The organism is Sulfurisphaera sp., from assembly GCF_059755235.1.
Map to the genome: position 1 here is coordinate 20,454 of NZ_DBPRYF010000014.1, position 26,362 is coordinate 46,815.

The 26,362-nt window shown below is 35.1% G+C and carries 23 protein-coding genes and 2 pseudogenes; 6 read left to right on the forward strand and 19 right to left on the reverse strand.

Annotated elements, in window-relative coordinates:
- Positions 1-39 precede the first annotated feature (39 nt).
- From AC3OCB_RS01490 to AC3OCB_RS01515, 6 genes are all read right to left on the reverse strand, one after another.
- The gene (locus tag AC3OCB_RS01490; protein WP_498340411.1) at positions 40-1,233 is read right to left on the reverse strand and encodes a DNA double-strand break repair nuclease NurA; all 1,194 of its coding nucleotides are present in this window, start codon (positions 1,231-1,233) and stop codon (positions 40-42) included.
- Positions 1,234-1,296: 63 nt separating this feature from the next.
- Positions 1,297-3,189 (reverse strand): glycoside hydrolase family 15 protein, encoded by a 1,893-nt coding sequence (locus tag AC3OCB_RS01495; protein ID WP_498340412.1) that lies wholly within the window; start codon positions 3,187-3,189, stop codon positions 1,297-1,299.
- Entirely contained in the window at positions 3,186-4,289 is a 1,104-nt protein-coding gene (locus tag AC3OCB_RS01500) for an ABC transporter ATP-binding protein (protein ID WP_498340414.1), read from the reverse strand. Before AC3OCB_RS01500 ends, AC3OCB_RS01495 begins: the two co-directional genes overlap by 4 nt.
- A complete protein-coding gene (locus AC3OCB_RS01505; RefSeq protein ID WP_498340415.1) occupies positions 4,286-5,161 on the reverse strand; it encodes a sugar ABC transporter permease in 876 nt (291 codons plus the stop codon). Before AC3OCB_RS01505 ends, AC3OCB_RS01500 begins: the two co-directional genes overlap by 4 nt.
- 10 nt (positions 5,162-5,171) lie before the next feature.
- Entirely contained in the window at positions 5,172-6,050 is an 879-nt protein-coding gene (locus AC3OCB_RS01510) for a carbohydrate ABC transporter permease (protein ID WP_498340416.1), read from the reverse strand.
- A 6-nt stretch (positions 6,051-6,056) separates the two neighbouring features.
- Positions 6,057-7,631, reverse strand: coding sequence for an extracellular solute-binding protein (locus AC3OCB_RS01515; protein WP_498340417.1), 1,575 nt, complete (start codon positions 7,629-7,631; stop codon positions 6,057-6,059).
- Positions 7,632-7,884: 253 nt separating this feature from the next.
- Here AC3OCB_RS01515 and AC3OCB_RS01520 point away from each other — a divergent pair.
- Positions 7,885-10,573 (forward strand): annotated as a pseudogene (locus AC3OCB_RS01520) (glycoside hydrolase family 57 protein).
- A gap of 141 nt (positions 10,574-10,714) precedes the next feature.
- Here AC3OCB_RS01520 and hjc read toward each other — a convergent pair.
- The 4 genes from hjc to AC3OCB_RS01540 all read right to left on the reverse strand — a co-directional run bounded on the left by hjc (position 10,715) and on the right by AC3OCB_RS01540 (position 14,928).
- Positions 10,715-11,128: a Holliday junction resolvase Hjc gene (gene hjc / locus AC3OCB_RS01525; RefSeq protein WP_498340418.1), complete on the reverse strand. Its 414-nt coding sequence runs from the start codon at positions 11,126-11,128 to the stop codon at positions 10,715-10,717.
- A 563-nt stretch (positions 11,129-11,691) separates the two neighbouring features.
- Positions 11,692-13,071: an alkaline phosphatase family protein gene (locus AC3OCB_RS01530; RefSeq protein ID WP_498340420.1), complete on the reverse strand. Its 1,380-nt coding sequence runs from the start codon at positions 13,069-13,071 to the stop codon at positions 11,692-11,694.
- A complete protein-coding gene (locus tag AC3OCB_RS01535; protein ID WP_498340421.1) occupies positions 13,059-13,382 on the reverse strand; it encodes a hypothetical protein in 324 nt (107 codons plus the stop codon). The genes AC3OCB_RS01530 and AC3OCB_RS01535 overlap by 13 nt, the downstream gene beginning before the upstream one ends.
- 199 nt (positions 13,383-13,581) lie before the next feature.
- Positions 13,582-14,928, reverse strand: coding sequence for an MFS transporter (locus tag AC3OCB_RS01540; RefSeq protein ID WP_498340422.1), 1,347 nt, complete (start codon positions 14,926-14,928; stop codon positions 13,582-13,584).
- 145 nt (positions 14,929-15,073) lie between these two features.
- On the opposite strand from AC3OCB_RS01540, the gene AC3OCB_RS01545 reads away from it, so the two are divergent.
- Entirely contained in the window at positions 15,074-16,042 is a 969-nt protein-coding gene (locus tag AC3OCB_RS01545; RefSeq protein ID WP_498340423.1) for an alkaline phosphatase family protein, read from the forward strand.
- A 249-nt stretch (positions 16,043-16,291) separates the two neighbouring features.
- On the opposite strand, the gene AC3OCB_RS01550 is transcribed toward AC3OCB_RS01545, so the two are convergent.
- The 7 genes and pseudogenes from AC3OCB_RS01550 to AC3OCB_RS01580 form a co-directional block, all read right to left on the reverse strand.
- Entirely contained in the window at positions 16,292-16,486 is a 195-nt protein-coding gene (locus AC3OCB_RS01550) for a hypothetical protein (protein ID WP_498340424.1), read from the reverse strand.
- 603 nt (positions 16,487-17,089) lie between these two features.
- Positions 17,090-17,440 (reverse strand): PH domain-containing protein, encoded by a 351-nt coding sequence (locus AC3OCB_RS01555; protein WP_498340425.1) that lies wholly within the window; start codon positions 17,438-17,440, stop codon positions 17,090-17,092.
- Positions 17,441-17,527: 87 nt separating this feature from the next.
- Positions 17,528-17,899 (reverse strand): PH domain-containing protein, encoded by a 372-nt coding sequence (locus AC3OCB_RS01560; RefSeq protein WP_498340426.1) that lies wholly within the window; start codon positions 17,897-17,899, stop codon positions 17,528-17,530.
- Between the two features lie 2 nt (positions 17,900-17,901).
- Positions 17,902-18,708, reverse strand: a complete 807-nt coding sequence (locus tag AC3OCB_RS01565) for a hypothetical protein (protein WP_498340427.1) — start codon at positions 18,706-18,708, stop codon at positions 17,902-17,904.
- Positions 18,709-19,509 (reverse strand): annotated as a pseudogene (locus tag AC3OCB_RS01570) (ABC transporter ATP-binding protein); the annotation flags it as partial. It abuts the gene before it with no gap.
- 162 nt (positions 19,510-19,671) lie between these two features.
- A complete protein-coding gene (locus AC3OCB_RS01575; RefSeq protein WP_498340437.1) occupies positions 19,672-20,721 on the reverse strand; it encodes a radical SAM/SPASM domain-containing protein in 1,050 nt (349 codons plus the stop codon).
- Between the two features lie 77 nt (positions 20,722-20,798).
- Positions 20,799-21,053: a hypothetical protein gene (locus AC3OCB_RS01580; RefSeq protein ID WP_498340428.1), complete on the reverse strand. Its 255-nt coding sequence runs from the start codon at positions 21,051-21,053 to the stop codon at positions 20,799-20,801.
- A gap of 561 nt (positions 21,054-21,614) precedes the next feature.
- Between AC3OCB_RS01580 and AC3OCB_RS01585 the strand changes: the two genes are divergently transcribed.
- The 3 genes from AC3OCB_RS01585 (at position 21,615) to AC3OCB_RS01595 (ending at position 23,899) form a co-directional block, all read left to right on the forward strand.
- Positions 21,615-21,776, forward strand: coding sequence for an AbrB/MazE/SpoVT family DNA-binding domain-containing protein (locus AC3OCB_RS01585; protein WP_498340429.1), 162 nt, complete (start codon positions 21,615-21,617; stop codon positions 21,774-21,776).
- 87 nt (positions 21,777-21,863) lie between these two features.
- Positions 21,864-22,172: a PIN domain-containing protein gene (locus tag AC3OCB_RS01590; protein WP_498340430.1), complete on the forward strand. Its 309-nt coding sequence runs from the start codon at positions 21,864-21,866 to the stop codon at positions 22,170-22,172.
- Positions 22,173-22,624: 452 nt separating this feature from the next.
- On the forward strand, positions 22,625-23,899 hold the full coding sequence (locus AC3OCB_RS01595) for an ABC transporter permease subunit (RefSeq protein ID WP_498340431.1): 1,275 nt from the start codon (positions 22,625-22,627) through the stop codon (positions 23,897-23,899).
- 41 nt (positions 23,900-23,940) lie between these two features.
- Here the strand turns inward: AC3OCB_RS01595 and AC3OCB_RS01600 are convergent, their stop codons facing one another.
- Both AC3OCB_RS01600 and AC3OCB_RS01605 read right to left on the reverse strand, forming a co-directional pair.
- On the reverse strand, positions 23,941-24,105 hold the full coding sequence (locus AC3OCB_RS01600; RefSeq protein WP_498340432.1) for a hypothetical protein: 165 nt from the start codon (positions 24,103-24,105) through the stop codon (positions 23,941-23,943).
- Between the two features lie 81 nt (positions 24,106-24,186).
- Positions 24,187-25,245 carry a hypothetical protein gene (locus tag AC3OCB_RS01605; RefSeq protein ID WP_498340433.1) on the reverse strand — a complete coding sequence of 353 codons (1,059 nt, stop codon included), beginning with the start codon at positions 25,243-25,245 and terminating at the stop codon, positions 24,187-24,189.
- Positions 25,246-25,324: 79 nt separating this feature from the next.
- On the opposite strand from AC3OCB_RS01605, the gene AC3OCB_RS01610 reads away from it, so the two are divergent.
- Complete coding sequence (locus AC3OCB_RS01610; protein ID WP_498340434.1) at positions 25,325-26,230, forward strand: ABC transporter ATP-binding protein; 906 nt, start codon at positions 25,325-25,327, stop codon at positions 26,228-26,230.
- Positions 26,231-26,362: the final 132 nt, after the last annotated feature.

The window sequence follows — 26,362 nt, forward strand, 5'->3', positions numbered from 1 at the left end:
TACATCTAAACCCGGATCACTTGACAACTATCTCTCTACTCATGTTCCCTCAGTGCTGTCCCTTATGTAAGTTAGTTTATCATCATGTACAATGTTTAATTTCCCTGAAGCTAACTCAAAAGCGTATACGAACATAGCTTTAGTTACTTTTTTACTCATCCTATCTACAAGTTCAATGTAAGTTGGTAATAGCGTCTTCTCACTTATGCTAGACAAAACGACATGAAGATATTCATTATCTTCTGGTTCTCTCATCATTTTTTCACTTATACTTTCTAACCTAAGAAAAGTTGGATAAACCATTTTGTTTCTTCTTATGATCACGTAGTATGAGTATTTAGGTGGAGTATTGCCCAGAATGATTTTTCCATCGTGGTCTACCTTCAAGTTGTACTCTATTTTAAAAGGACCTATAACACATATATGCGGAAAGTCTGATTTACAATACTTTTCCTCTAACATTTCTAGAATTGTGACGTCCTTAAAATTTGTATTCCCTACTATCTTCTTTATCTCTTCTACCGAATAGAGTTTCTTGGAGTTTTCAAGCCTCTTCACAACTCCCACAACTTTCTCGTTAAGAATCTGTATCCTTTCGTTAACCAGCGTTCCGTAAGCTACCCTGTGCATTTTCCTCGCTTCAGTATCTAGTGATATTATTTCAGTCAGCTCAAGGGGAGTTGGATAAATTGGGCCGTCAGCTATTACATACTCGTGATCTTTTACAGCCTCTTGCAAACCAGCGGTCTCGGATTCAGTCCTTATTTCGTCTGCAATATCATCTAGTTTATACTCATTACCAGGCTCATTAACGTAATAGTAATCGATCTTGTTTTTAACTCTGATTAAGGGGGAGGGTAAGTTCTTCTCAATATCTTTCAAAAATTGGGTGTAACTGCTTATCCCCATATAAGGTGTTTTCACATTTATTGGACCAAAGATAAAACCTTTGACGTTACTGTAGACGGAAAGACCTACAATACAAGTGTTTACAGATAAATCGCGGAGGTAACGGGAGGAAGAGTCTAATGATGCAATTTTTCTGTTTGCATGAAAATAGTTTATGGGAAAAACGTGAGGAGTGACGTCTCCTAAAGCTTTTACGCTCATTATCTTATCACTTTCGTCTAATACGTGCTCCGGATTTCCTTCATTATCTACTGGAAGCTGATACTTTCTCTTAGCTTCAGCGATTAGGTCTATCGTGTTCTTTAAGTGTTCCTCCCATTCCATACTTATCTTTAGTCATAAGAAATAATAAACTTTGATAGATAAAAAGACGCAACCCCTTTGTTTCTATTTTCCTCTTTTTCTTGTAATTATTAGCACTACAGCTACTATAATTATTATAACGATACTAACGATAACAAGCATAGTCAAAGAGGCACTTTGACTAACAGTTGAAGGCAAAGTTGTACTTGTAACACTACTGCTCGTCGTTGGTTTGTAATTTAACGCAACTACAACAAACATGGCTGATGACCAAGTTAATGGAGAAGTTGTAGGTAATGAGTACTCTGGCTTAGGATTTATAGCTTCTGGTAATAGACCGTGCTGGGAGTGATCATAAGCCCACTCCATTAGGCTTAAAGCTTTGCTGTAGTTTCCAACTTCTTCAAGGTAGAGAGCCTCAAACATTGTGGTTATTATCCAAGGAGGATCTGGAGCTGTTGCGTCATAAAGAGATAGGGAATAATGGTAAAGATCGCCGGGAAACCTAGCTAAACCTCCTCCAACATGCAGTGTTTTATTGACACTTTCTAGGTTACTCAAGGAATAATTTGAATTTATAGGCAAATATCCAAAGTCCATTGGCAATAGCGTAGCTGAGTCTACTGATGGCGGTTCTGGAGAGAGAACTGTTTCACTCTTTCCGTTCTCAAAGACTACTGAAGTAGTTAGAGCTGAAGCAAAATAACTTCCACTCCAGAAGTTTTCCATTATGCTTTGGTTTAGCTCTTCCTCAATTTTCATCAGAGACGTATAGTTTGTGAAGCCAAGTGCCTTGTAGATTTTGCTGACTGCCAACAAACCAAGGTCGTTGAATGCTTCAGTCCAAAAATGATAAGCATTTCTGTCTTCCCAAACACTGAGATCTTGAGGAATAAGACTGTACCTAGACTGGTTTATTTGAGAAACTTGAAACTCAACACTTTTTTCAACAGTCGGAAGAACCTCTTTGAGGAATGTGATATTCCCGGTTAAGTTATAGTAATCATATACGCCGATTTCAAAGAGTCCTATACTGTCAAGTTCGGGGATTCCAAATGTTGTGTCTGGCTCTCCGTTGTAAAAGTTATATCGTGTGTACCATACTCCAAGTTGAAGCTGTTTTGCCTTATTCATCCAAAGCCAGAATTTAAGAGCTGAGTTGTAATGTCCAGCCTCTTGTAAAGCCATTGCTGTTAAAGAAGAATCCCTAACCCAAGAGTATAAATATATTGGAGAAGGAGAAGCGGTAAATATACCAAGAGAGGGGTTTTGGTCATCCTTTATAAGAAGTAAAGAAAGGTAATATTCATTCATCAAGGTTGTTGGTAGACCTTTAGGTGATTTAGATGAGTTTAACCAACGTTCAACTTGTTCATTATTTAGTTTGATTAGAGAATTTATCATCATATTAGGTTTGCTGTTAACACTTATTTCAACATATGAGTAGCCCTTTCCGACATTTATTTTCCCGTTTTGTATAGTTGAGTTAGTAGAAACATAGATTACTGGTGTTGAATTTATTTTCAATGTAGTCGCATTTTCCGTATAGGTTGAGTTAGTAGAAATGGTCATGGAAAAGGTTGAGTTTGCATTTATTAACATGATTATGTAAGGGGTTTTAGGTGGCGTTATTAAAGAGATGTTACCGTGATTAGTCAGCAACATCACTTCATTCTGCAACGTAAGAAAAGCAGAAGAAACGTTTACGTTAAAGCATAGAGTGAAGTTAAGTATGCCATAAGGTGCAACATAGAGGTTTCTAATTGAAGAGTTGTAAAGTGGAAAACCGTTGAGTACAGGGTTTGGAACTTTTACCCCAGTTATGATCCAGACCGATTGGTTTTCCCAGTTGTTTAAGAGTAAATAGGAGGGAGAAGAATAAGTAGAGAATTTAGGAACATAAGAAAAAGAAATTGGAACAACAATAAACGACATGAAGAGTAGAGTAAGAAAAATGAAAGAAGAGAACTTCTTCAATTCTTTTTTACGCCTTGTTGCTGAAGTAATAGGTTCTTTTCTGTTGATGCATCAAAAAGCACCATATTGTCAACATCCACAGATATTCTAACTTTCTCTCCTCTTTCTCTCGTAGAAATTGATTTCTCCAATACCCTAACTATATTATCTCCAATCTTCACGTGTAATATTTTGTAAGCCCCCAAATCCTCAACCATCTCTATTGTACCTTCTAACACACCATTATTACTTATCTCCATGTCTTCTGGCCTTATTCCAACTAACACTTTCTCTTTATTTTTTACCACGTCCTTGTAGTCCTTTGGTATACCCAATCTGAAGTTTTCTATAATTATTGAATTGCTGTCAACTTCACCTTTTATTATATTCATAGGGGGATTCCCTAAGAAGCTACCAACCCAAGCGTTAGTTGGCCTTTTATATATTTCCATAGGGGGACCATAGGCTTGAATTGTCCCATCATGAAGCACTGCTATTTTTGATGCTAAACTTAAAGCCTCAACTTGATCGTGAGTAACGTAAATTGTTGTTGTTCCCAATTTGCGGTGCAACTCTTTTAGCTCTTCTCTAGCTAAAACCCTAACTTGTGCATCTAGGTTTGATAAAGGCTCATCCATTAATATTATATCTGCACCCTTAACCAAAGCCCTTGCAATTGCAACTCTCTGCATTTGCCCTCCACTTAGCTGAGATGGCTTTCTCTCTAGCAAGTTATCAATTCTTAGCATCTTAGCAACCTCTATTACCCTTTGTCTAATCTCTTCTTTAGGCCTATGTTGAACCTTTAGTGGAAAGGCAATATTATCAAATACACTCATGAAGGGGTAAAGTGCATAGTTTTGCGGAACCATTGCAACATTTCTATCCTTTGATGGTAAATCATCTACTAGTTGCCCTCTTAAATATACATGCCCCTTGTCTTGCTTTAACAGCCCAGCAATTATCCTTAAAATTGTGCTTTTTCCTCCACCAGAAGGACCTAATATAACTACAAATTCCCCTTTTTCCACCTCTAAGTTTAGCCCCTTGAGTACTTCTGTCTTTCTTTTCTTCTCTTCGAATGTCTTCCATATGTCTTCTAGTTTAACATAGACTGTCATTGTTTCACCCCTGCTAAATTGCTATATGCTCTTGTCATCAATCTTTGAGAAACTATGAATAAAGCCATTAAAGGCACCCCCATTATTACTGCTCCAGCAGCAAATAAATTATATGCTGGCGCACTTGCATAATTTAACAAACCAGCCATGTAATATAAACCTATTGTGGCTGTCCACTCTTTTACATCAGGTAATATAAATGCATAAGCCAACGCAAAATCCAAATAAGCACCACTAAAGCCTAAAATAGCAGTTAAGGCAACAACTGGCAAAGCAAGCCTCATTACTATTCTTAAGAAAGCTTGAAACCTAGATAGTCCATCAATCATTGCTATTTCTTCATAAGACGGTGGAATGGAGTCGATAGCGAGTTTAGCAATAAATGCAGCAAAAATTGACGTTCCGGGTGTATAAGCTAAAATTAGACCAATGTAGTTAAGCAAATGGAGTTTTGCAAATAACAAATAAAGCGGGACTGCTGTGGCTGTATATGGGAAGAAAGTTACAATGTAAATGAAAATTGCTAAAGTCTTCTTTGCAGGCACATCTAATCTAGACAATGCATAGCCTGTTATTAAAGCTAGTAAAACAGAAATTATTGCAGTGGCGCTTGCTAAAATCAGGCTATTCCTTAGCCAAAGTAAGAAAGTCCCTCCATATAAGTTTGCTGTAAATAGTTCCTTATAGGCTGTGAAATATAGGTGTTTTGGTAACAAGTCGGATACAGCTAACGATATTAAGTTTGGAGCATTGCTGAAAGAGGTAATAAAGACGTAATAGAGAGGAAAGATAGAAGCGAAAGCCATTATAATTAAAACTGCGTATGAGATTGCTAACCTTAAAATTTTGAATATTTTGTGTTTTAAAGCCATTTTTCTCACCTCATGTAAAAGACTCTAAAATGTGTGTGTATTTTATAACAATAATGCCTAAAATAGCTGTAAATAAAGTTGAAATAACAGACCATGCTGCTGCTAATGAAAAATTGCTATAACTAAATGCCTCTTGATATGCATAAACTATAAAAGTTTCCGTGGAAATTCCCGGTCCTCCACCAGTTAATACGAAAATTGGGTAAAAGTTGTTCCATGTAAAGACAAAGCTTGATATAAAGACAAAGGCAATTGTCTTTTTCAGTAAAGGCAGTGTAATCCTAAAGAACTTTGTAAAAGTTCCTGCCCCATCAAGTTCAGCAATATCATATAATTCCCTCGGTATGCTTTGAAGCGCAGAATAAAACACAGTCATAAAATACGAGAAAGATAGCCAATCGTTAGTAACTATTAACTCGATCCAAGCGTCAATAGTTGATGTTAAAGCGTTTATATGAGGCAAATGGAGCATAGGTAAAATCAATCTATTCATCATTCCATAAGGATCTACCCATAAACCTTGCCATATTAATATTGATATAAACCCTGGGAAAGCCCAAGGCAGAATTAAGATTGCATAAAATATTGTCTTACCCTTTAGGTCTCGCTGATTAAGGATTAATGCTAGAGCAAATCCCAAACTCATCATTGTTACTAAGCTACCTAAAGTCCATATCAAAGTGTTTTCTAGCAGTTGTGTGAAATATCCATATTTAAATATAATGATGTAGTTTTTTAGTCCTATAAAACTGTACTTTAGAAAATGTAAAAGACTTAAGTTTGTAAATGAAATATAAACCGAATATATAACTGGTAGGACGAATAGAAGTATAGTTACTGCAAGAATAGGAAGAATGTATAAAAAATTAATTAACTTATCTTTTCTCATTTTGTCTTACCACTTCCTTATTCTAATTCCAGAAACTAATACTGCGGGAACTAGCAACATTGATAATGTGTATAAAACTAGGAATATTGGTGGTGGAGGTAATATAACTGAAAGCAAGCCATTTTGTATTAGTGCTTGAATAAATGCTTGCTCCATTCCTTGGGCTGCTTGAGTAGCGCTTATCTTCTGGGCGAAGAACTCAGTAGCATATTGATGGAATGAGTTCCAGTAGTAAGCCATTTGTGGAATGTTGGGGAATTTCTGGCCATATTGAGCTTGTTCTAATATCCCTTCCATTATCTGGTTTAAGTATGCTGGTTGCAATTGGCCTTCTTTCAACTGGGTTAATGCCTCGTTGTATGCTTGCATATTAGCTGGTATATCATGTGCAACATTCCATAATCTTAAGTCTGATTGATAGTTAGTTACATAAAGGATGAATATTAATGCAGCTTTTATCTGCATTGGAGAAGCTCCACTTGCCTGTGGTGTAGCAATTAGCCAACCTGTTGATCCTATGAATGGTGCAGCTCTTAGACCAGTCTGGCTAACTACCGGTAATGGTGCGGCTCCTAGGTTGGGGCCTAATGCTTGTAGATAAGCACCAAGATCCCAAGGTCCATCAAATATTATTGCGGTCTTATTTGTAATGAATAACTGACCTTCTACTCCTCCAGCACCGGTTGTTGGTGCTAAATAATTAATATGATATACGTAAGTTAAGTTGTACCAGAATTGCAGAGCATTAATCATTGCAGTACTATTTAAGGCTGGTATAATTTGACCTTTGGCATTAGTTGTGAAAATTTGTCCACCGAAGCCTGCAAACCACGCAGCAAATCTATAACCATATTCGTTACCTGCACCATACGCAATACCCCATACATGATATGTTGTGTTAACTTGTTCGGCTATTTGTATTAGCTGATCAGTAGTATTAGGAGCATAAGGTACAAAGTGCTTATTATAGAACATAACGATATAGTTTATATCGTCTGGCAAACCGTAAATTGAACCATTTAATATCCAATCATTGATAGCAGTGGGTACGTAAAGTGAGGTTATACTTGGTGGTAAGTATTGTGATAAGTTAAGAACTAGACCAGCCGCAAATAGTGCACCGCCGGAGTCGCTAGTGTCTCTATAAACAATAGGGGCTTGACCAGCTTTTGCTGCCGTCTCGAACTGTGAAGTACCAACACCAACGCCATAAGTTACTTGTACATGTATCCACGGGAATTCTTGTTCGAATTGTGCTAGAGTTTGATTAAATGCCTGATTTTCTGATGAACTATAACTATTCCATACAGTTATAGTAACTGGAGTTGAAGGGGCTGAAGTTAAACCAACTAACTGCATTAAAGACTGTGGATTACTTGTATTAGGAGGTGGAGCAGTTGTCGTGGATGTAGTAGTTGTAGATGTTGTCGTGGAACTGGTTGTAGAAGTTGTGGATGTAGGATGATGTGATGTCATAACCACATACACTCCAACAGCAGCTATTATTATTATAATAACTACTATTATTGCTATAACTGTACCGGATACACCTTTAAGCTTTCTATTTTTACCCAAAACCATTCACCTATACTTTATTCTCTATATAGCTATTTAAAAACCTTATGTATGATTATACTGAACTAAAAGTATTTATATCACTGTCTATTTATAATAATACATAATTCAGTATTTACTACTAATATGATAAATAATATCAAAATCCTTATTTGCATAAATCTGATTTTTGACTGAAATTATAGAATAATCAATGTGACTGAATTATTCTTGGTACTGAACAGAAAAGTTTATAATAATAAATTTTTTTCTATTAGTTATGAAAGTACGTTTTATTCAGTACTTCATAGTAACTGTCCTACTATTTAGTCTAATATTACCTCTAACGACTCCTGTGACATCATCTCAATCAATAAATGTTAATTTCAGTGTTACAAGCAACGGATATGTAACAGTTTTTATATTCCGGTATACCAGAGAATAATAACGTCACTTTGCATTATGGAATAGAAAATGGACCACAACAAGCATGGTCACAAGTTTTCAACTCACCTATGGCATGGAATGGGGAAAACTTCAGTGTAACTATAGGACCATTTAATAATGGAACTTGGATAGCATGGGTGTTTTATGATAATACAACAGGGCAATGGATAAATTATGAGAATCATCCCTTCTGGAACTGGAACTTAGAAGTTAATCCGCCCAACGTTGGACAAACTTACGCTACAGTACTTCAAAATGGATCAATATTAATTACTGCTGTTGGCAGAGCACCGGACGAATTTGATATACATTATGGTCTAACTACTGGTCCTCAAACTGGATTACCATGGACAAATATAACTGATCAGTTAATGAATTATAACCCGCTGTGGGGGAACTATTCGATTCTTTTAGGCCCATTCTCTCCAGGGCAATGGATCCAATGGGTTTATCATGATTTAACAACAAATCATTGGTATTCTAATAATGGACAAAACTTTGCAATACAAGACGTATATTCTCCTATACAGTTTATAAATGCGACATACAATAGATTTGTTTATGTTCAAGGACAAAATGCTATCATTTCGATTTACCTCAAAAACGGTTACTCAAATTCGGTAAACTCGTCACTTTCAATACAAGTGTTGAATTATCAATTCAACTTTTCAACAATTTTATACTCAGGCTACAATCAAGTTAACGTAACTATACCAACATCAAACATTCCTCAAGGTATTTACTATCCAACACTTAACATTTACTCTAACGGAACTCTTCAAAGAGAAGTAACATTACCAGCTTTATACGTTTTAAACACCACGGGAAAGAAGCCATTAAGCCTCGTAATTGTTTGGAATATGCATCAACCTCTCTATGTAGCTCCCAACGGTACTTGGGAACAACCTTGGGTCTGGTTGCATACTGGGCAAGACTTCATGTGGAACGGAAGTTTAGTAGGTTCTTACGAATTACAAGCATTACTTATAAAGCAATTTAACGTAAGCGTAACGATCGACTTTACTCCAGTCCTTCTATATCAATGGGAGACCATTTTGCACGAACCTAATGCTACTTTTACTTCTAATTTTGGAGTTAATGTGACCCATGACATTAAAGCTGTGAACTTCACACTAACTTTATATAAAGAGTTAGCAAAAGAAGGTAAAGTTGATGTGCTAACAGTACCATTCTATCATCCACTTCAGCCTTTACTACTTCAAGATGGTTATTGGGGTGATGTTCTAGCACAGATAAGGATGGGTGAGAACTTAACTCATGAAGTCTTTGGAATATGGGCTAACGGTACTTGGACTCCAGAAATGGCATTTGATATGGACTTAGTGGGTTTATATAACGAGAGCAACATATCCTACACAATACTTGATGAACAAGCTTTTCTCCCTTACGTAACTTCAGTCAATGGTACGCTAAATCCGGATCAACCATTTATAGTAGAGAACAACTTAGGTCAAACAATTGTAGTCTTGTTTAGGAATACTACGCTGTCCAACGAATTTGGTTTTAAGTTCTTTAGCCAGCCTCCTCAGCTTACCGCGCAGGAGTTAATACAGCAATTGGCTCAGATATACATGAATAACCCAGGAGGAGTAGTAACAGTAGCGCTTGACGGAGAAAATCCATTAATCTTTAACCCAACAACTGGGCCTGAAGACTTGTATGCTATTTATCAAGCTTTATCAGAATATCAAGGACAATGGTTAATTACACAGACCGCAAACCAAGCAATTCTAACTCACAAGCCAACAAGCATCATAACTAACTTGCCAGTTAGTTCTTGGGATCTTAACTTAAATTACTGGAATAATGGTTATGTTGGAAAGACTGAGATATGGCAGAATGTGTCTTTAGCTAGGGAATATTTAGTAGCCTATACCGTTGCAATAGGTGCAAATGCCTCACCGTTAGTCCAGCTTCTATTTAATAAAACTCCAAACTCTACAAACCTAGTTGATACCTTGTGGAACTACCTTTATGTAGCAGAAGGAAGCGACTGGACTTGGCAAACTGGACCACCAGCAAATGGACCAATATGGTTTAAAGAGCAAGCACTACTTTATACATCAACAATAATTTCTACCGTGAAAGGACAGTTTAACTTAATCAAAGTTGAAAGTGCAAAACTAGACGGACATAACTTAAAAATTAAGATATACAACGGGTTAAACACTACAGTTCACCTAGTGTTAGTTGTAAGCTATGATAAACAACAAATCTCTTTACCAGTGACACTATCTCAAGGGGAAAATAATATTAAAATTAAACTATCAAATGTCAATTCTACTACTACACAGTTTACTATATCACTCTACTCTCCAGTTACTCCTTCAGAAGTTGGCCTTACATTAATTCCAATAAACAACTTTGGATTCCTAATAACTCAATTTCAGTTTACAGCTAATTCATCCTCATCCAATATGGAAATATTCATAACGACTCCAATTGCTCTGGCAATACTTTTAGCAACTGTAATCATAGTAGTAAAAAGAGGCCATATATAAATAAAGCAAATAAATATATAAGCTAGAATATTTTCCTTTAAAAAGTTAAAATGCTTTTTTATTTAAAGTAGATATAATAAACCTTTATGCACTGTAAAGTTCTCGATAAAAGAATCTGTAAATTGAGCTAATTGCTATTTCTTAAATTGATAACGGATTTTTCTCCTTTTCTTCATTCCATTCATTTATGAAAAGAGCCTCGATAGGTTTAGTATTCTCAGCCGTAACAATGACTTCTTCCACTTTTTCCAATATAAATATTCTCCATTCATGGATGTTCTTAAACTTGACTGCTATTAGAGGAATCCCTTCCATAGTTGTAAACATTGACAGAAAATCAAACAGCTTTCTAACTTGCTTTTCTTTCACTTTAACTTTGTTTTCCCAAGTGCTTTTGCACTCAATTGCTAGCAATAAGTTATCTTTTGTAGCAAAGACATCAGGCAATGGATTCGGAGAAGAATTTGATGTGGGTATCCTTACAGCATTAAAACCTTGCTCTCTCAGTATTGAAACTAGCTCTCTTTCCGCGTTCTTCCCTATATCTCTATTCATCGACAATTTGGTTTAAGAGAAAACGTTTTTAAGAGTTTTGGGTTTGAGATGACCTATGTTAAACTCACAATTTGAATTACAAAAAGAATATCCTAGATCAAGATAAAAAGGTTTAAGTTAATTATTCTATGATGTGACTGTTCCATGTGATATTCAACAAGGTATCTTTGTAAGCTACCAATCAATATGAAAAATGATTTAAAAGTTATTATATTACCGTAAAAAAGGAGAACGAATAATATTGAAAGCAACCTAAAAAGTTTTTACTTAAAGGAAATAACCAACGCTAACGGTAAAATCAGATTCTATCATTATAGTTTTGCATGATTATCTACTTATGACTAGAGCTAACTAAGAACAAGTTCGAAACCGTTTCGTTAAGAAAATGTAAAGATAGATAAATTATATAGGTATAACTGAAAGTCGAACTGTTATAAAACTGATTATCTAATTAATGGGAAAAAGGACTAAAATTTCACTAACTCAATAACGCTACTTGAACAATCAAAACTTAATTTATAGTAGGTGACTACGTCTGTGTAGAAAGATATAAAAAAGAAAATTTACTTTCTCCTGAACCTATTCCAGACCACGTACCCTATTCCGCCAACTAAGATTACCCAAGTTAATGCTAGTCCTACGTAGTGCATAATATTATCACCGGTTTTACTGGTTGCTTTCACAGTGGTTGTTGTTTTTGCAATGCTCGTTGTAGTAGTCGTTGTGGTAGGAGTATTTGCATTAGCTACTAAGAAGTACTTTGGAGGAGTATAAGTTGAGTTCATCCTCATAGCTTTATAAAGCATTTGATATGTGGAGTAATTATTGTTTATTGTTGCCACATATCCATAATGTATTGGGTATTGAAGAGGCACTGGGTATGTCCAGTTTGCCGGGGTTAGAATCAATGGAGGTCTTGGGTGCTGAGAGAAGTTAAAGGCGTATAGAATTGACTGATAACCTAACTCTTTTACTATTGGCGTAAGATAAGGCATATTGAAGTTATAGTCTATGAAGGCTAATATGGAGTAAGTCGATGCTGTGTAATTGTCGATGAATCCCTCTTTAGCATAAGGTGAAATTATTAGCAAAGGTATCCTTTGTCCTAGTGTGAAATACCCTGGTAAGTACTTAGTTATTGCGGGGTCAAATACTTGACTTCCATTACCATACATAAGAGGTGGAGGAACTGGGTCATAAAATCCTCCTCCTTCATCAAATGTTATAAATATAGCCGAGGAGCTCCAATCTGGTCCCTCCATTACGCTGTTTATAGCATCCATTAAGAAGAGCATTGCTAACGTGGTGTTGTAGGGTGGATGCATATCATAACCCGGAATGTGATTATCATATCCCATCATCCCAGTAGCCATTACAAAGGATACCGCTGGTAAAGACCCGTTCTTAGCTTGCTTTATGAAATCAGTTAAGTCGTAATAGTGGGAGTTCCAAGCGTTTGCACCTTTTAACATGCTTACCGGTAGCGGTGCAGTATTGTTATAACCTAAGTATAGGTCTGGAGAGAGGAGCTGATAGTCTTTTGAATAACCATATTCGTACCACCCCCAGCTAATGTTGTATTTTGAAAGCTGATACAGAATGCTGGTATTTAATGGGAGTATGCCAAATTGAGGAGCATCGGAGTTAGTTGGAGCAAGGAAACCAGTAATTAAATCTATTCTGTTAGGTACTGTAAGTGAAAGGGTTGATGAGAAATAATTGTCAAAGAGAACATACTCCTCTGCATAGTCCCACAAGAGTGGCACTTGTTCATATGATAAATAAACTAATGACTGCACTCCAGAGCCGTTGATGAAACCATCCATTTTGCCATAATTCCAGTCTATATGATACTTATCATAACCTTCCCCAGGGTTCTTTGGCGTTGTGGTGTTTGCATAATATGGATGATATACTTTACCTTTGTAGGTTAAGAGATCCATGAAATATTTCCACCATCAGCTTTCAACTGAGTTACAAGTGACATATTGTAAATATAGTTTACTGGCCTCATCAACGAGAGAGTTATATTGTTAACAATGGGTGGATAACCAAAAGGGTATGTACCATAAATTGCGTCGAATGCATAGTTCTCTAACATTATAACTATTATATGCTTTATTGGAGTCTTTGTTTGTACAGATGCATTATAGGTTGTGGTTGTTAAGAAAGAAAAAGCTAGAAAAGTAATTAAAAACAATACGGATATTATTTCCTTTTTTGATCTTTTTATGTCTAACTTATTTCTTTTCATATGATATAGTGAAAAAAGAAGCTTATAAGAATTTTCAATTTAGCTCCTATAAAAGTATAAAAAATATAGTGAGCTATATAACACTATGTAAATGTAAAGTTAAAGAGAATTCTCTTTCAGAAAGAGGATAACAAAAATGTGAATAAAAAAGTGGATTAATTGACTTATGCTACCGTAAGCTTTAGTAAAAAAGTTCAGTTTAAATCTTCTTCTCTCCTTTATCCTCCTCAGTCCTTATAACGGGGGCCTTTGATAGTTCACCAAATTCAACTTGGGACAGACTTTTCTGACTTGGCTCTGGCAATCTCATAGTTACTAAAGCTGCTAAAATAGCTATAAACCCTAGTATTACCATAACAGGTGTTATGCCTAAGCTTTCAAGTAAAATTGGGAATAGGAAAGTGGTAGTTAGAACTCCCAATCTTCCAAATAATACTGTTATTGACATTGTTATCCCTCTTATTTTTGCTGGAAACAGCTCAACACCCCAATAGCCCACTATATTTCCGGGTCCTAGAGAGTTAAAGATCGAGCTAATTCCATATATTATTAACGTGATTACTGCATCAACTTTACCTATCAATACAGCAAATACCAAAGTAGCTACGCCCATTCCTATGAATCCTATAGCTTGAGTAGCTCTTCTACCAATTTTATCGGATAGAACAGCTCCGAGGAAGTTCCATGGGGTTGAAAATATCCCTAAAATGATAATCATAAATACTATCCCATTTAGTCCGAGTTTTTCAGCAATTACGTTAGGACCAAAAAAGACCCCAGAGTAAGCAACTATATCATATAAATACCAAGTTAAGGATGCTAAGATTAGCGTGGGTAGAATAGCTCTCAATATAATCCTTGAGTCAGGTAGAGAAGAAACATTCAAACCGTACTTTTCTTTTAGTTCATTAAGGTCTTTTTTCACATATGCCAAATAATGCGGTGTTTCTGGGAACATTCTTCTGAAGACTACAACAGCTATGGCGGGTATGCTACCTAATGCTAAGACAACCCTCCAAAGAACCGAAGTAGGCAACACATTTTCTAAAGATAACGTCACTAAAGCAGATATTAAAGCTCCTAAGTTCCACATAACACCTCCAGAAATGCCAAGAAGTGTTCCTCTATTCTTTACATTTGCGTACTCCGCATTTATTAGAGGAGAGAGAACATAGTCAGCACCGATACCCATACCTAAGATAAACCTCAATAAGACAAGTTCGTAAGGAGTGGTAATAAAAAGTGTTAGCAGGGCACCGAAAATCATTAGCATTGCATCAATGCCGTAAAACTTTTTCCTACCATGTCTAGCCAAGTAACCAAACAAAACCGCTCCTACAATATTTCCAGAGATTATTGAAGCAAAAAGCATTAAAGAGACTGCAGTTAGAGAGGAACCAAAATATGATTCTATTGAAAAAAAGACTAATGAACCTGCGGTTAAATCATATCCATCAACTATTTGCCCTGCACCTGCGATTAGCGTTGTTTTTATATGAAACCGATTTAGCTTTTTGTTATCAAACTCTTCAAGTGGGTTTTTCATATGCTATGATATTAACAACCCCTTATAAATATTTTCAATTTAGTTCATTTAGCCATTTGTATTAATATATATAGATAAATAGAATATATAGACTTATATAATTTATGTACAAAATGCTTAAATCTTTGGTATAATCTCTTAACCTATGATAGTGGAACCAAACCTCGAAAACAGCATTTATTCCTTGTCTGTAGATGTAAAAAACGCTTTACAAAGTAAAACTACAAAGAGAATTGAGAAAGATAAAGTCCTCTTCATCCTAATTGACGGTCTTGGCTATTCCCTTGCTGAGAAGGTTGGAATAAAGGCTGAGAAAATCCACTCTGTCTTCCCAACAATCACAGTCACAGTACTTACCACGATATTTACTGCTGCTCCACCCGGAGTACATGGTATAATGGGCTGGAGGATTTTTGATAGGGAAAATGGAAGAATATTGAACTTGCTGGAAGACCACGTTGAGATTCCTAAGATGAACACATACTTAAGCGAGAAAGACGTTATTGTAGGCCCAGCTTTAAGACCCTCAATGAGGCTTTTCAAATCAGTTGGTTCAAGGATTATCCCATATTTCTCTCCTTGGGATGCTGTAACACAGACTTATGAAGTTGCTAAAAGAGAGGAGCCGAACTTCATCTTCCTTTACCTACCTTTCGTAGATGCAACAAGCCATCATTTCGGTCCAAACTCACCACACACGATGAGGGTTGCAAGGGAAGTTTACTCTTTGGCTGAAAACCTTGCACGTGACTTGTCAGATAAATACAGTACAGTAATTACAGCTGACCACGGTCATGTTGAGGTTGAAGGTATTGTAAATATTGGAAAAGACATACTTGACGTTAGCGTCCTTCCCCCTTATGGTGATCACAGGAATTTGATGTTTATCTCAAAGAAGGATATGAGAGAACACCTATCTAAATACGGTTTGTTAACGTACGATAGGGGAAAACTGATTAAACTGACTGGGGGTGAGAACGTTCCAGATTATGCAGGAGTCCCTGAGGACAATAGACTGTATATGTACTGGGATGATGAAGAAAAGTATCATAAAGGTTCGCATGGCGGGATAAGTAAAGAGGAGATCGAAATTCCCTTAATCATTTTTCAATAACTGCATTGGCTGAGAAATTCTTCATGTTAGTTTATATCGATAATATAGACAATTCAAAGTATTATCAAATAAAGAATTAGGATTTTTTAATCTGAAATCATTTTTCAATTAAAATTTAGAGAATTTTATCTATTCTTTTGTTTATTGCCCTAATCTTATTCTTTATTTCTTGAACATCTGACTTTAGGTTATCAATCCTTTTGTTGTAACTTTCAAACCCATCGTTAAATCTTTTATCTACTCCTTACTTTAGTCAATTTTTGTATCTAGCTTTTCAACCTCTTTATCAATTCTTTTATCTATCATCTCCATTTGTTTAGACAAATAATAAAGAGTGAGAAAGAGGTAAATCCTCGGAAGAGAGTTTTCACCTCTCTTAAGCTTTTTAATTAATGCCTCAGTAAACTTCCCTATTGCTCCACTAACAGCTACAAGTTCAACCATAAGTTATCATTAGTTTTCCAGTACATAAACATAACTTGATCCACTCTTCTTAGGAGAAGCTTTTTTGATCGGGACGTACCATTCTAGGCATTAATGGAGAGGGATTAGCCCAACAAACTTTATATGAAATCATCTAGTCATGCTTTTTGATATACCCGAATCTGACATACTAAACGAGAGGCTTAATTGTCTATCAATAGCTCGAAAATCTGCTTTGCTCCTGCCTGATTTATTACAAGTGCCAATTGATTAAAATTAAACTAATATCCCAAGAAGTAACTTCTACCCCTCAAAGTCGACTAGCTTTTAGGAAAACGCATTGTTGAATCTCGCCCTGGACAAGTTCTGACTTTGTTTATGCGATACGAAAATAAAGTGTAATTTCGCCCCAAATAATAAGCATTAAGAAGTAAAAGCTCCCATGAATGGATAAGTAAAGAAAAGATTAATTCTTAATCTTTTTCAATCTATATAAAGTTTTATTTGAAGACTTTTCTTTATAAGCAATCTTCTAAATCAAGAAACGTTAATTAATCTGAAAACATATATTATTACTAATACTCATCTATTCACCGTTATAATTGTGTTACAAAAAGGAACTGTTCAAAAAACATTTTGATCCAAAATTCTCTTTTTTAGCTCTTTTACTGTTTTCTCGTCTAAGTCTAATATTACTAAATCATAGTTAAAGTCTTTGAGGAAAAGAACTGTAGACTTGTCTAAGTGATCAGTTGCAACAAATGCCCATCCTTTTGAAGTTTCAAATCTTCCGTAATCTATCTTATACAATGAGGTTCCACCTAATCTCAAAATTAACTTCACATCAGCGTCTTTAAAAGGTTTGATATCTTTTATTGACGAAATAGGAATTTCCAATTCCCTTTTAATTCCAGCAATCTCTTCCCATGCACTAAACTTTATTATAAGTTTGTCTTCAGTTAGTTCAACTTTCATAGTATATAAATAGCAATAAGAAACTAAAAATCTTCACTTATCCCTTTGACCCTCTGAGAAGAAATAGCTGAAACTCACTCATACTTTTTACTCATCACTTTTTAATGCTTTTTTAATATTCTCTAACGTTTTAGGATCAAGCTCATCTACAACTATTGCCTTATATGGTACACATCCCTTTGTATATATTACTATTGATTTCCATAGATCCTTTGTAACAAAGAAAGTTTCACCAATATTGCTTAGAAATCTGCCATAAAGCCTATTTCCAAATCCCGCACCACCCATTCTTATCTTTGGAAGTAAAAGTTCAATCTCATCCTCATTAAGGTCGTTAATATGCATAACGCTCTCTATGCAATTAAGAGGAATTACCAGCTTACTTTTTAACGAAAGCACTTTCTCAAGCGTACTTAATTCTATTACCAGACTTTCTTTTTCTATGTAAACACGTGCCATGGTTATGACCTTAATAGACTTTCTTCCTTCCACATATGAGGCAAAAGTAACAAAAGAATTGCAGCTAGGACAACTGAAGCTATAGCTGTATAAACTGCAATTTTATCGGGGCCTATTTGAGGCTCTATATTTAGAATCAAGAAAGGTATAAGTGCCGGCAATATCGAAATAGTATTTAAAATGTTTTGGCCTGGTGTCAATCCTGTTCTAACTTTCCCAAGTGATGGTGCAACTACACTAAGAAATAGACTAATAAGCGCAGCTGGAATTGGCAGGGTTGGGGCTAAAAGAAGTGACAACTCTATATAATAACTGCCGAGACTGCTAAGATAGCCTAATAAGTATAATGGCAACAATGACATAATTGAAGCTACTGCCATAATTACTGCTTCAGCAATAAATGCTGCAAGTAAAGTATAAATTAACACTGCTGTAAGAATTTCCCTCCTTGATATTGGAACTGAAAAGAGCACTTCAAATACTCCTTCATTACGGTCTACTGCAAACATACCAGATATAGAAAATGAAGCAACAAGAGCAGCTATAAGTGAGGCAAGGTAAGGTGAAAAAATTGCAGACGCTATAGCCCCAATTGCGCTATTAGGAATTACAGTGTGAACACCAAGTACTTCCCTAGCAAGCATTTCAAGGGCATAACGTGTCTGAGGGGTATAGGCTTCTGGATAGAGAACACCAAGAAGTACAACAAGCGCAGTGATGCCACCTCCAAAACCTACAGAGTATATAATTATTGATCTTATAGATTTTCTTAACCTATATATGTAGGCTTCGATAATTCCTTTAACCATCTACTCACCCCCTATCCTTTCTAATATATCTTCCAAAGGATTCCCCATTTCTTTGATCCCCAGAACAGTTATTTTATTCTTTGTGAGCTCATCAACAATTTTTCCTATTTCGTCCTCTGAGCCAACCTCAGTAATCCACAAGTTCTCATCCTGGACTACGTTATATCCCATAGAATTGAGGATAGGGCGAGGATCACCTCGAACTCTAAGTCCTACTTTGATTTTACCTAGTAAACGCTTTAAATCATCTAGTGTGCCTTGAAGAACAACTCCGCCATTTTTAATTACAGCTATCCTTTCTGCTAACTCTAACGCCTCATAAAGATTGTGAGTAGAATAGATGACCGTGGAATTACCCTTATGGCCAAGATCCTTTATAAACTCGCGTAAATTCTTAGCTGTGAGAGGGTATAAACCCTCCGAAGGCTCATCTAAGAGAAGTACCTTAGGATTGTGGAAAAGTGTTCTCAATAAAGCAACCCTCCTTCTTTGCCCGTGACTCAATTGAGCTACACGAGTACTGAGTAAGTTCTCTATGTTAACAATTTTATTTAATTCTTCTATTCTTTCATTAATGTTATCTAGACCATAAATTTTAGCGTAAAAAAGCAAATTCTCTTTTACTGTTAACTCTTCTATTAGCCCATCTCTGTGAGGTAAATAACCTATTAATTTTCTTGTCTCTGCATCACTATGAATGTCTCGCCCATCAACTAACACTTCCCCTTTATAAGGCTTTAGTGCACCACTGCAAACTCTAAATAGAGTAGTTTTACCTGCACCGTTAGGGCCTAAAACAATGTTAATACCTTCGTGAAATGACAAGTTAATGTCATGTAATATAGTCTTACCCCAATAGCCAGCATTCACATTATGCAATTCCATCTTCAATTTAACTCCCCATATTTATAATCTATGATAAAAGATAAATATATATGGTTTTCGAAGAAATAATATTTCACTTTATATATTATATATTTTCTTTAACTTATCTATTACTCCTGTTTGTATTGCTACTTCTTCTAACCTTGCAATATTATCACTTAATAATATATCATTTATAAATACTTCTATCGCATGAGTCTTCAGATAATTAGCAATCTTCTTGCTGTACTCCTCATTCTTAATTATAACTTCACATGCATGGCATAGATGAGTATACTCGCCTTTAACTCCTATTCTTTCTAAAAGTCTTTTAGGCCCCAAGAAGCGAAGAGCCCAATAAAACAACCTGCTTTGAGCATATTTTACCATTGTTGCTAAATCTTCTTTATTAATGTTTCCAAGCAGGAATGGATCATTCATGGATTGGAATATAGGATGTCCGCAACAAGCTTTTACGTCTCCGTTTGGCAAAAGAGTAAGTATGCTCCCTATATTCGGACATCCTACATCTAATTTTGGTCGATTTGCTACGAATCTATCTTTTTCTTTACTATATAAGGTTGACGCTACACCTACAGGGGCTGGTTGATCCTCTATAAAGAATACTCTTTTCTCTAATTCCTCGACAGTCATACTAAGCCTTTTACTTATTTCTTCTTTAACTCTATCTGCGTTATAATAATTCTCCTCAATTGTAATTACCCCTAGTGCCACTCTAAGTCCTTCCTCTAATGCTACTTTTATAAGGTTTGCTATATTATCTATTTTTGCAAACTTTGCATGATAATCATCATAACTTGTATTTATTTCATCTAAACCGTGAGACTTAAACATTTTTATGTATTTAGATGCACTCTCATAAGTTCTTGCCCACCATCCATTTGTGACAAGCCTCGTTATAAATCCTTTTTTATGTGCATATTCTATACCATAAAGAAGATCATTTAAGAAAAGAGTTGGCTCTCCACCAGTAAAGGCAATAAGTTTTGCTGTCGGTATTTTAGATAATTCGTCTATAAATTTTATCATTATCTCTCTTGGAAGTTTATATCTATCATATGCCGAGTTTCTGACGCTACAGTGATCACATAAAAAATTACATGTAGTAGATATGACGATTACGCCCACAGTTGGAATCAATATCCCACCAACTAATCTCTTTCTTATTTATTTTAAATTTATTTTAAAAGGTAAAAGAAAAAAGATTAGACTACCCAAAGGGCTAGCCATACAACTAGAGCTAGAGCTACAGCTAGAGCTAGAGCAACTACCGCGTTCATGTAGTTCTCCGCATTGTCAGTATTATACTCAAACTTTTCTTGTCCTATGATGCCTTCTTTGCTAGCTTTCTTGGCAATTTTTAGCATTAATTCCTTAAACTCTACACTAGGTTGAGAAGGTATCTTTACATCTATGTTTTCTATTACTTCCTCTGGAATTCCAGCAAGTTTAGCTAACATTTTTGGATTTTTTTTTATCTCACTTAAAAAGTTCTCATCGAATATAATTCTTCCGTTTATCTCATATATTTTCATAGGGTCTATGGTTATAGGTAATTCGACTTCAGTTAATGGGTTTGAAGAGGTTATAGTTTCTATGTTTTATCACCTCTATTTTATCAGACATTTTAAAAGTATATAACTTTTTTTTTTAAAAATAGGATATAATTTTAACATTTAACTATGTTAAAATCAGAGCACTTGTTAAATTTATATTTATTTGAGATAATAACAAAACTTTCCATTATTAAGTAGAGCTCAATTAGTTAACCAGAGTACTATAAAGTCTTCTAAGTTTTGAAGCTTCAAGCATCTAAAGTTCGGAATTTAGAATCGTTCAGCATTTCCTCTTATTATAATGCTTTATATGCGATATTTGCTAACCAACTATTAGCCTTTATTTAAGCTTCACTATAATTAATTTCTAACCTCCCAATTGAGGTTTTATTTAATATTTATTATTGCATAATCACACAGAATTCCAGCATAATAGTTTTATACTTTAACCCCCAATTGTTATTTATGAAAGTGATAGTAAATAAGAAGGGAGGAATTGTCCTACCAAAAGAGGTAAGAGAACAGTTAGGAATAAGAAGAGGTATGATGCTGAAGCTTGAAATAATTGACGGAAAAATTTGTGCTAACCCCCGTGAGAACTTTGGCAGACGCTGCAGGTATAGATGAACCAGAGTTAGGAATGAAACTATTAAAGACATTAGAGGAGGAAAGAAGAAAAGAGGCAGAACTTGAAAATAAATCTTAGGTATAAATATGAGAAAATTTGTGTTTGATACTTCTTTTTTATTTCTTTATTTCTTAGAAGTCAAAGATGTGGTGGATATTATGAACGAAGTAAACCAGCAAAAAGCTATAGTACATACTACGTACCTTAATATCTCTGAATTTTTCTATATTAATTTAAAACATGAAAAGAGGGAAGAAGTAGAAAATGAAATAAATTACATAGCGAACTCTCCAATAAGAATTGTATCACTTAACAAAAGAATCGTATTAAGAGCAGGAGAATTGAAAACGAAACATGATTCTCTGCCTCTCGTTGATTGTTATATGATAGCATAAGTAGAAATAAAGAAAGCTTAAGCAGTCACATTATATTCTGGTATTGCAAATGTATACCAAGATACCATTTAATAAGAAGGAGTTAAAACGATCTATGACTTCCGAGTACTTTATCTTTAGCCGAATTGATAAATGAGTATATAAACTTATTACAAAACTGAAAACCTAGTACTAATTCAAATATAGCCTCTGATTTTTTGAACTTATCTGTTCTTACTTTCGTTAAAAAAAGTGCTTATTTTCTCTTATTTAGCTAATTCAGACAGACTAAATTCATACTTCTAAAACTGTTTATAACAGTTGTTTCTTAAGAGGTCTTCATGGCATTTAATTTTTATAAAAGTAGTATGTTATCTTCAAATTTTTGCTGAAGAAATTACTCAGAATAAGCCTCTCATACACTGACTATTGTTCTGAATAGTTTTATTAACTCATTACTTAAATTGTAAATCATGAATCCAATAGTTTATGACTTCAAGAGGAGCTTTTTACGTCTCTCCGTCATTTTAATTCTAGTAATATTTGTTATAGCAGGAGTTTTTCTAGCTTACTCAACTTATAAAACTGCAGTTCCTTATCCTGCTGCAACTTATAACTTAAATGCAATAGCTTTGTATTACAACGGTGAAACTGTAGGATACGTTTTTAACAACCAAGGAAATCCGATCCCTAATGCTGAAATTGAGTATAATGGGGTGAAAACGTACACAAACTCCTCTGGATATTTTGTAATAAACAAGACAGTCCCTTCTTTACTTGTAACTTACAACAGTGAAAAGAAAAACTTAACTTTCCTTCTAGGTGTTGCATATAACATTTCGGACTTTTACAACTTCATTGGCGAAGGGATTTTAGTCACTGGTTATAACGGCACTTACGGCAAAGTGATTAGTATAATTCCTAGCCCCAGCCTCTATTTCTATGATTCAAACGGAAAAATAATAGGAAACTTCTCTGCTCCCCAGTCAATGTCGCCCATTGAAGCCTTTAATGCACCGATACCTAAAGGCACAGTATTTCTCACGGTAAACCAAAAAATCCAAGTAACAAGTTTATTTAACTTCACAACATTGTCAAAACTTGAGCAATTCACTCCTTTGCCTAAAGCTGAGTATTTGCTGAGTACAAGCATTGTTGGAGATGTAGGCTTAATTTCATTAGCCTTTATCTTCCTCTTCATCTATGTTGCTTATCAAATGTTTGGAAAACTAAAGGACAGAGGGTTACCGTTAATCTTAGCTAGACCAATTACCCGTGGTGAACTCTATTTCACTAGGTATTTTTCTGGGGTTTTGGCAATACTCGTTTCAATAGTAACTTTCACACTAGCAACTTCATTAACCGCAACGACTCTGTTTAAGTTCTTACCCACAGTCATAATACCAGCATTGCTTGCTTACTCGTTCTTTAATGTCATCGTTTGGTATTCACTGAGCTTCCTATTTTACACAAAGCTTTCTCCAGCTGCAGGCTTAGGAGTCTCAATTGTCGCATGGTTTTTGCTTAACATTGGTTTATCCCTGCCTGCACTGTTTTATCCAAGCATTGCAAATTACTTAACCTATTACGTTTCTCCAACACCAATTACCAATATATTCTCGCATTACTTGGCTACTTTCTCAATGCCTTCTGGCGTTATAATTCCAATAAGCGTAGTTGTTGAGCTTTTATGGATTTCAGTGCCTGTAATTTTAGGTTACTTGACATTTAAGAAAATGGATGTGTAGCAAAAAGAAGGAAGAATATATGAAAATATAAAAAGTTTTTCTTATACATCTATTCTCTCAAATATCAAATAAGCTAAAATTGTTGTTGTTACAACCCATACTGTTTCTACTGTAGCACTTATTACTGGGTTTATTGGATAGTTCAAGGTAAGCGAATAGTTAATCAAAGAGAATGCAAAAGATGCTGGGTATAAATAGTATACCAACTTACTTGGAATAAATGGAATAATAAGAACTAAGAAGTCTAGGACAATAAATATGCCTATTGAGACTCCTAAGCCTTTAGATTAAGAAAACTTTGAGAAGAATAGGTAGCTTAATGAATACCATACTATTATATTTGAGAATACAAAAGCAAAAAGCATTGTCATGTCATACGAAGGGAAAACGCCAGTATATGCTGTAAACATTATTGAAGTAGCTAATGAAAATATAAGTGATGCCAAGATTATTGCTGTTACGCCAGAGAAATATCTAGTGAAGTAAAGCTCGCTACGTATTATTGGCCTTGCCAAAATCAGTGGTAAGCCTCTGTCCTTGAGTTTGCCAAACATTTGATAAGCAACGTAAATGGAGATGATGCTAAAGGCTAAGGAGAAGTAATAAGACATAAACGTTCCTATAAATTGCAGGAATTCCGTCTCTATTAATGGTGCTGAGTTAAACGGTGCTCCAATCGATTGATACCCATCAGGCATTTTGTATATCGCATAAACAAACGTAGTTCCTGCAGGGATTCTTATTGTATTAATCTTCATTGATTGGACAATAGTAATGTTGTCCAATAATTCGTTTATAGCCGGCGAAAAATAAAATGTAGTCCCTTTATAGAAATGAAGGGTCGTATTAGGCTTAAAAGTAATGATTTTTGCTGTATTGTCATTATATCCAATAATCAGAGCTGAGTTTGGTACATAGGAATTGTAAAACTCTGAAACATTTATATAATAATGCGAATATGAAGCCGCAGAATAATTTGTACTAAACTTGATAGACTTTTGTTGACCGTAATGAGTAAGGACTATTTCTATGGGCTTTCCGTAAAAGGAGAAATAGCCAGAAGAGTTTGTGTAATAAATCTCGGTTGAGTTTGAGCAAACCACAGTCGCTTTGGCGTTGCTTATTGGATTTCCTTGATTGTCAAAGACTAAGCCCAGAAAGTGGTATTCGGAAGCCGTTCTTTCAACAGTTACTACAACATTAACGTTATTGAACTCAGCTAAAGGAATTGTATGTAAAAAGCTATAAGTGAAAAATGTACCAGCAATTAAGAAAAGTGCTAAAAAGGATAGAACAGAAACTCTTAGGAAGCTTCTCTTAAAATCGTAAAGGATGTTGGACTTCATGTCTTTATCTGTCTTTTCAGAGACTAAAAACTTAATCCAATTGGAATAAATTTATAAATCTACTCTAATATTACTACATATGATTGAAATTAGCAACCTTGTTAAAAATTACGGGAATTTTCAAGCTTTAAAAGGGATTTCTTTCACCGTTAACAACGGTGAAGTTGTAGGTTTTGTAGGTTTAAACGGTGCAGGGAAAACAACAACAATAAAGATCTCTGCAGGTGTGATAAACCCAACTTCTGGTGATGTTATTATTGACGGTCATAGCATAACTAAGGAAAAGAAAATTGCTTCTAAAAACGTTGGTTGGGTACCAGAGTTGCCAGAATTTGAGGACGTTAAAGCCCTTGACTATTTCGTTTACCTCACAAGGTACTATGGCATACCGTCATCAGAAGCTAGAAAGATAGGGAAAGACCTATTTCAACAACTTGGTATTCAAGGCTGGGAAAACACAAAACTGAGTAGGTTCTCCCAAGGTATGAAAAAGAGGTTTGCTCTCGCAGTGTCATTAGCAGCAAATCCAACAAACTTCTTGTTTGACGAAGTTTTAAATGGTTTAGACCCCGCTGGAATACAGATGTTCAAAGATTTAACTCTGAAGCTGAAAAATGAGGGAAAAGCTGTTTTGTTCTCTTCACACATTCTCTCTGAAGTTGAAAACATTGCAGATCGTGTTGTTTTCATTCATAAAGGTAAAATTGTAGACATAAAAAGAATGGAGGAGTTAAAGAACATGATAAATACAAATGTTGTAAAAGTCAGAGTAGAGAAATTAGATAATCAAGCTATTGAAATTGCTAAAAAGTTTGGTAACGTGTCAATTGCAAACGGTGAAATAATAATCTCAAACTTTAACTCTGACTTAACAACGTTAAGCAACTCCCTTCATGAGTTCAAGGTTACTGAAATAGGTTATGAGAGGAAAAACCTTGAAGCTTTGTTCTTCGAGATTATAAATAAGGCAGAAGGAAAAAGCTGATAACATCATTTCTTTTTAATGAACGGGTTTTACTCGTTCTCTGACTAAATGAATAGGGCAAAAATAAATGAGATAAAAATTTGAAAACTATTTAGCTTGAATTTGTTGCCTTTTTAATTCTTCAATTTGCTT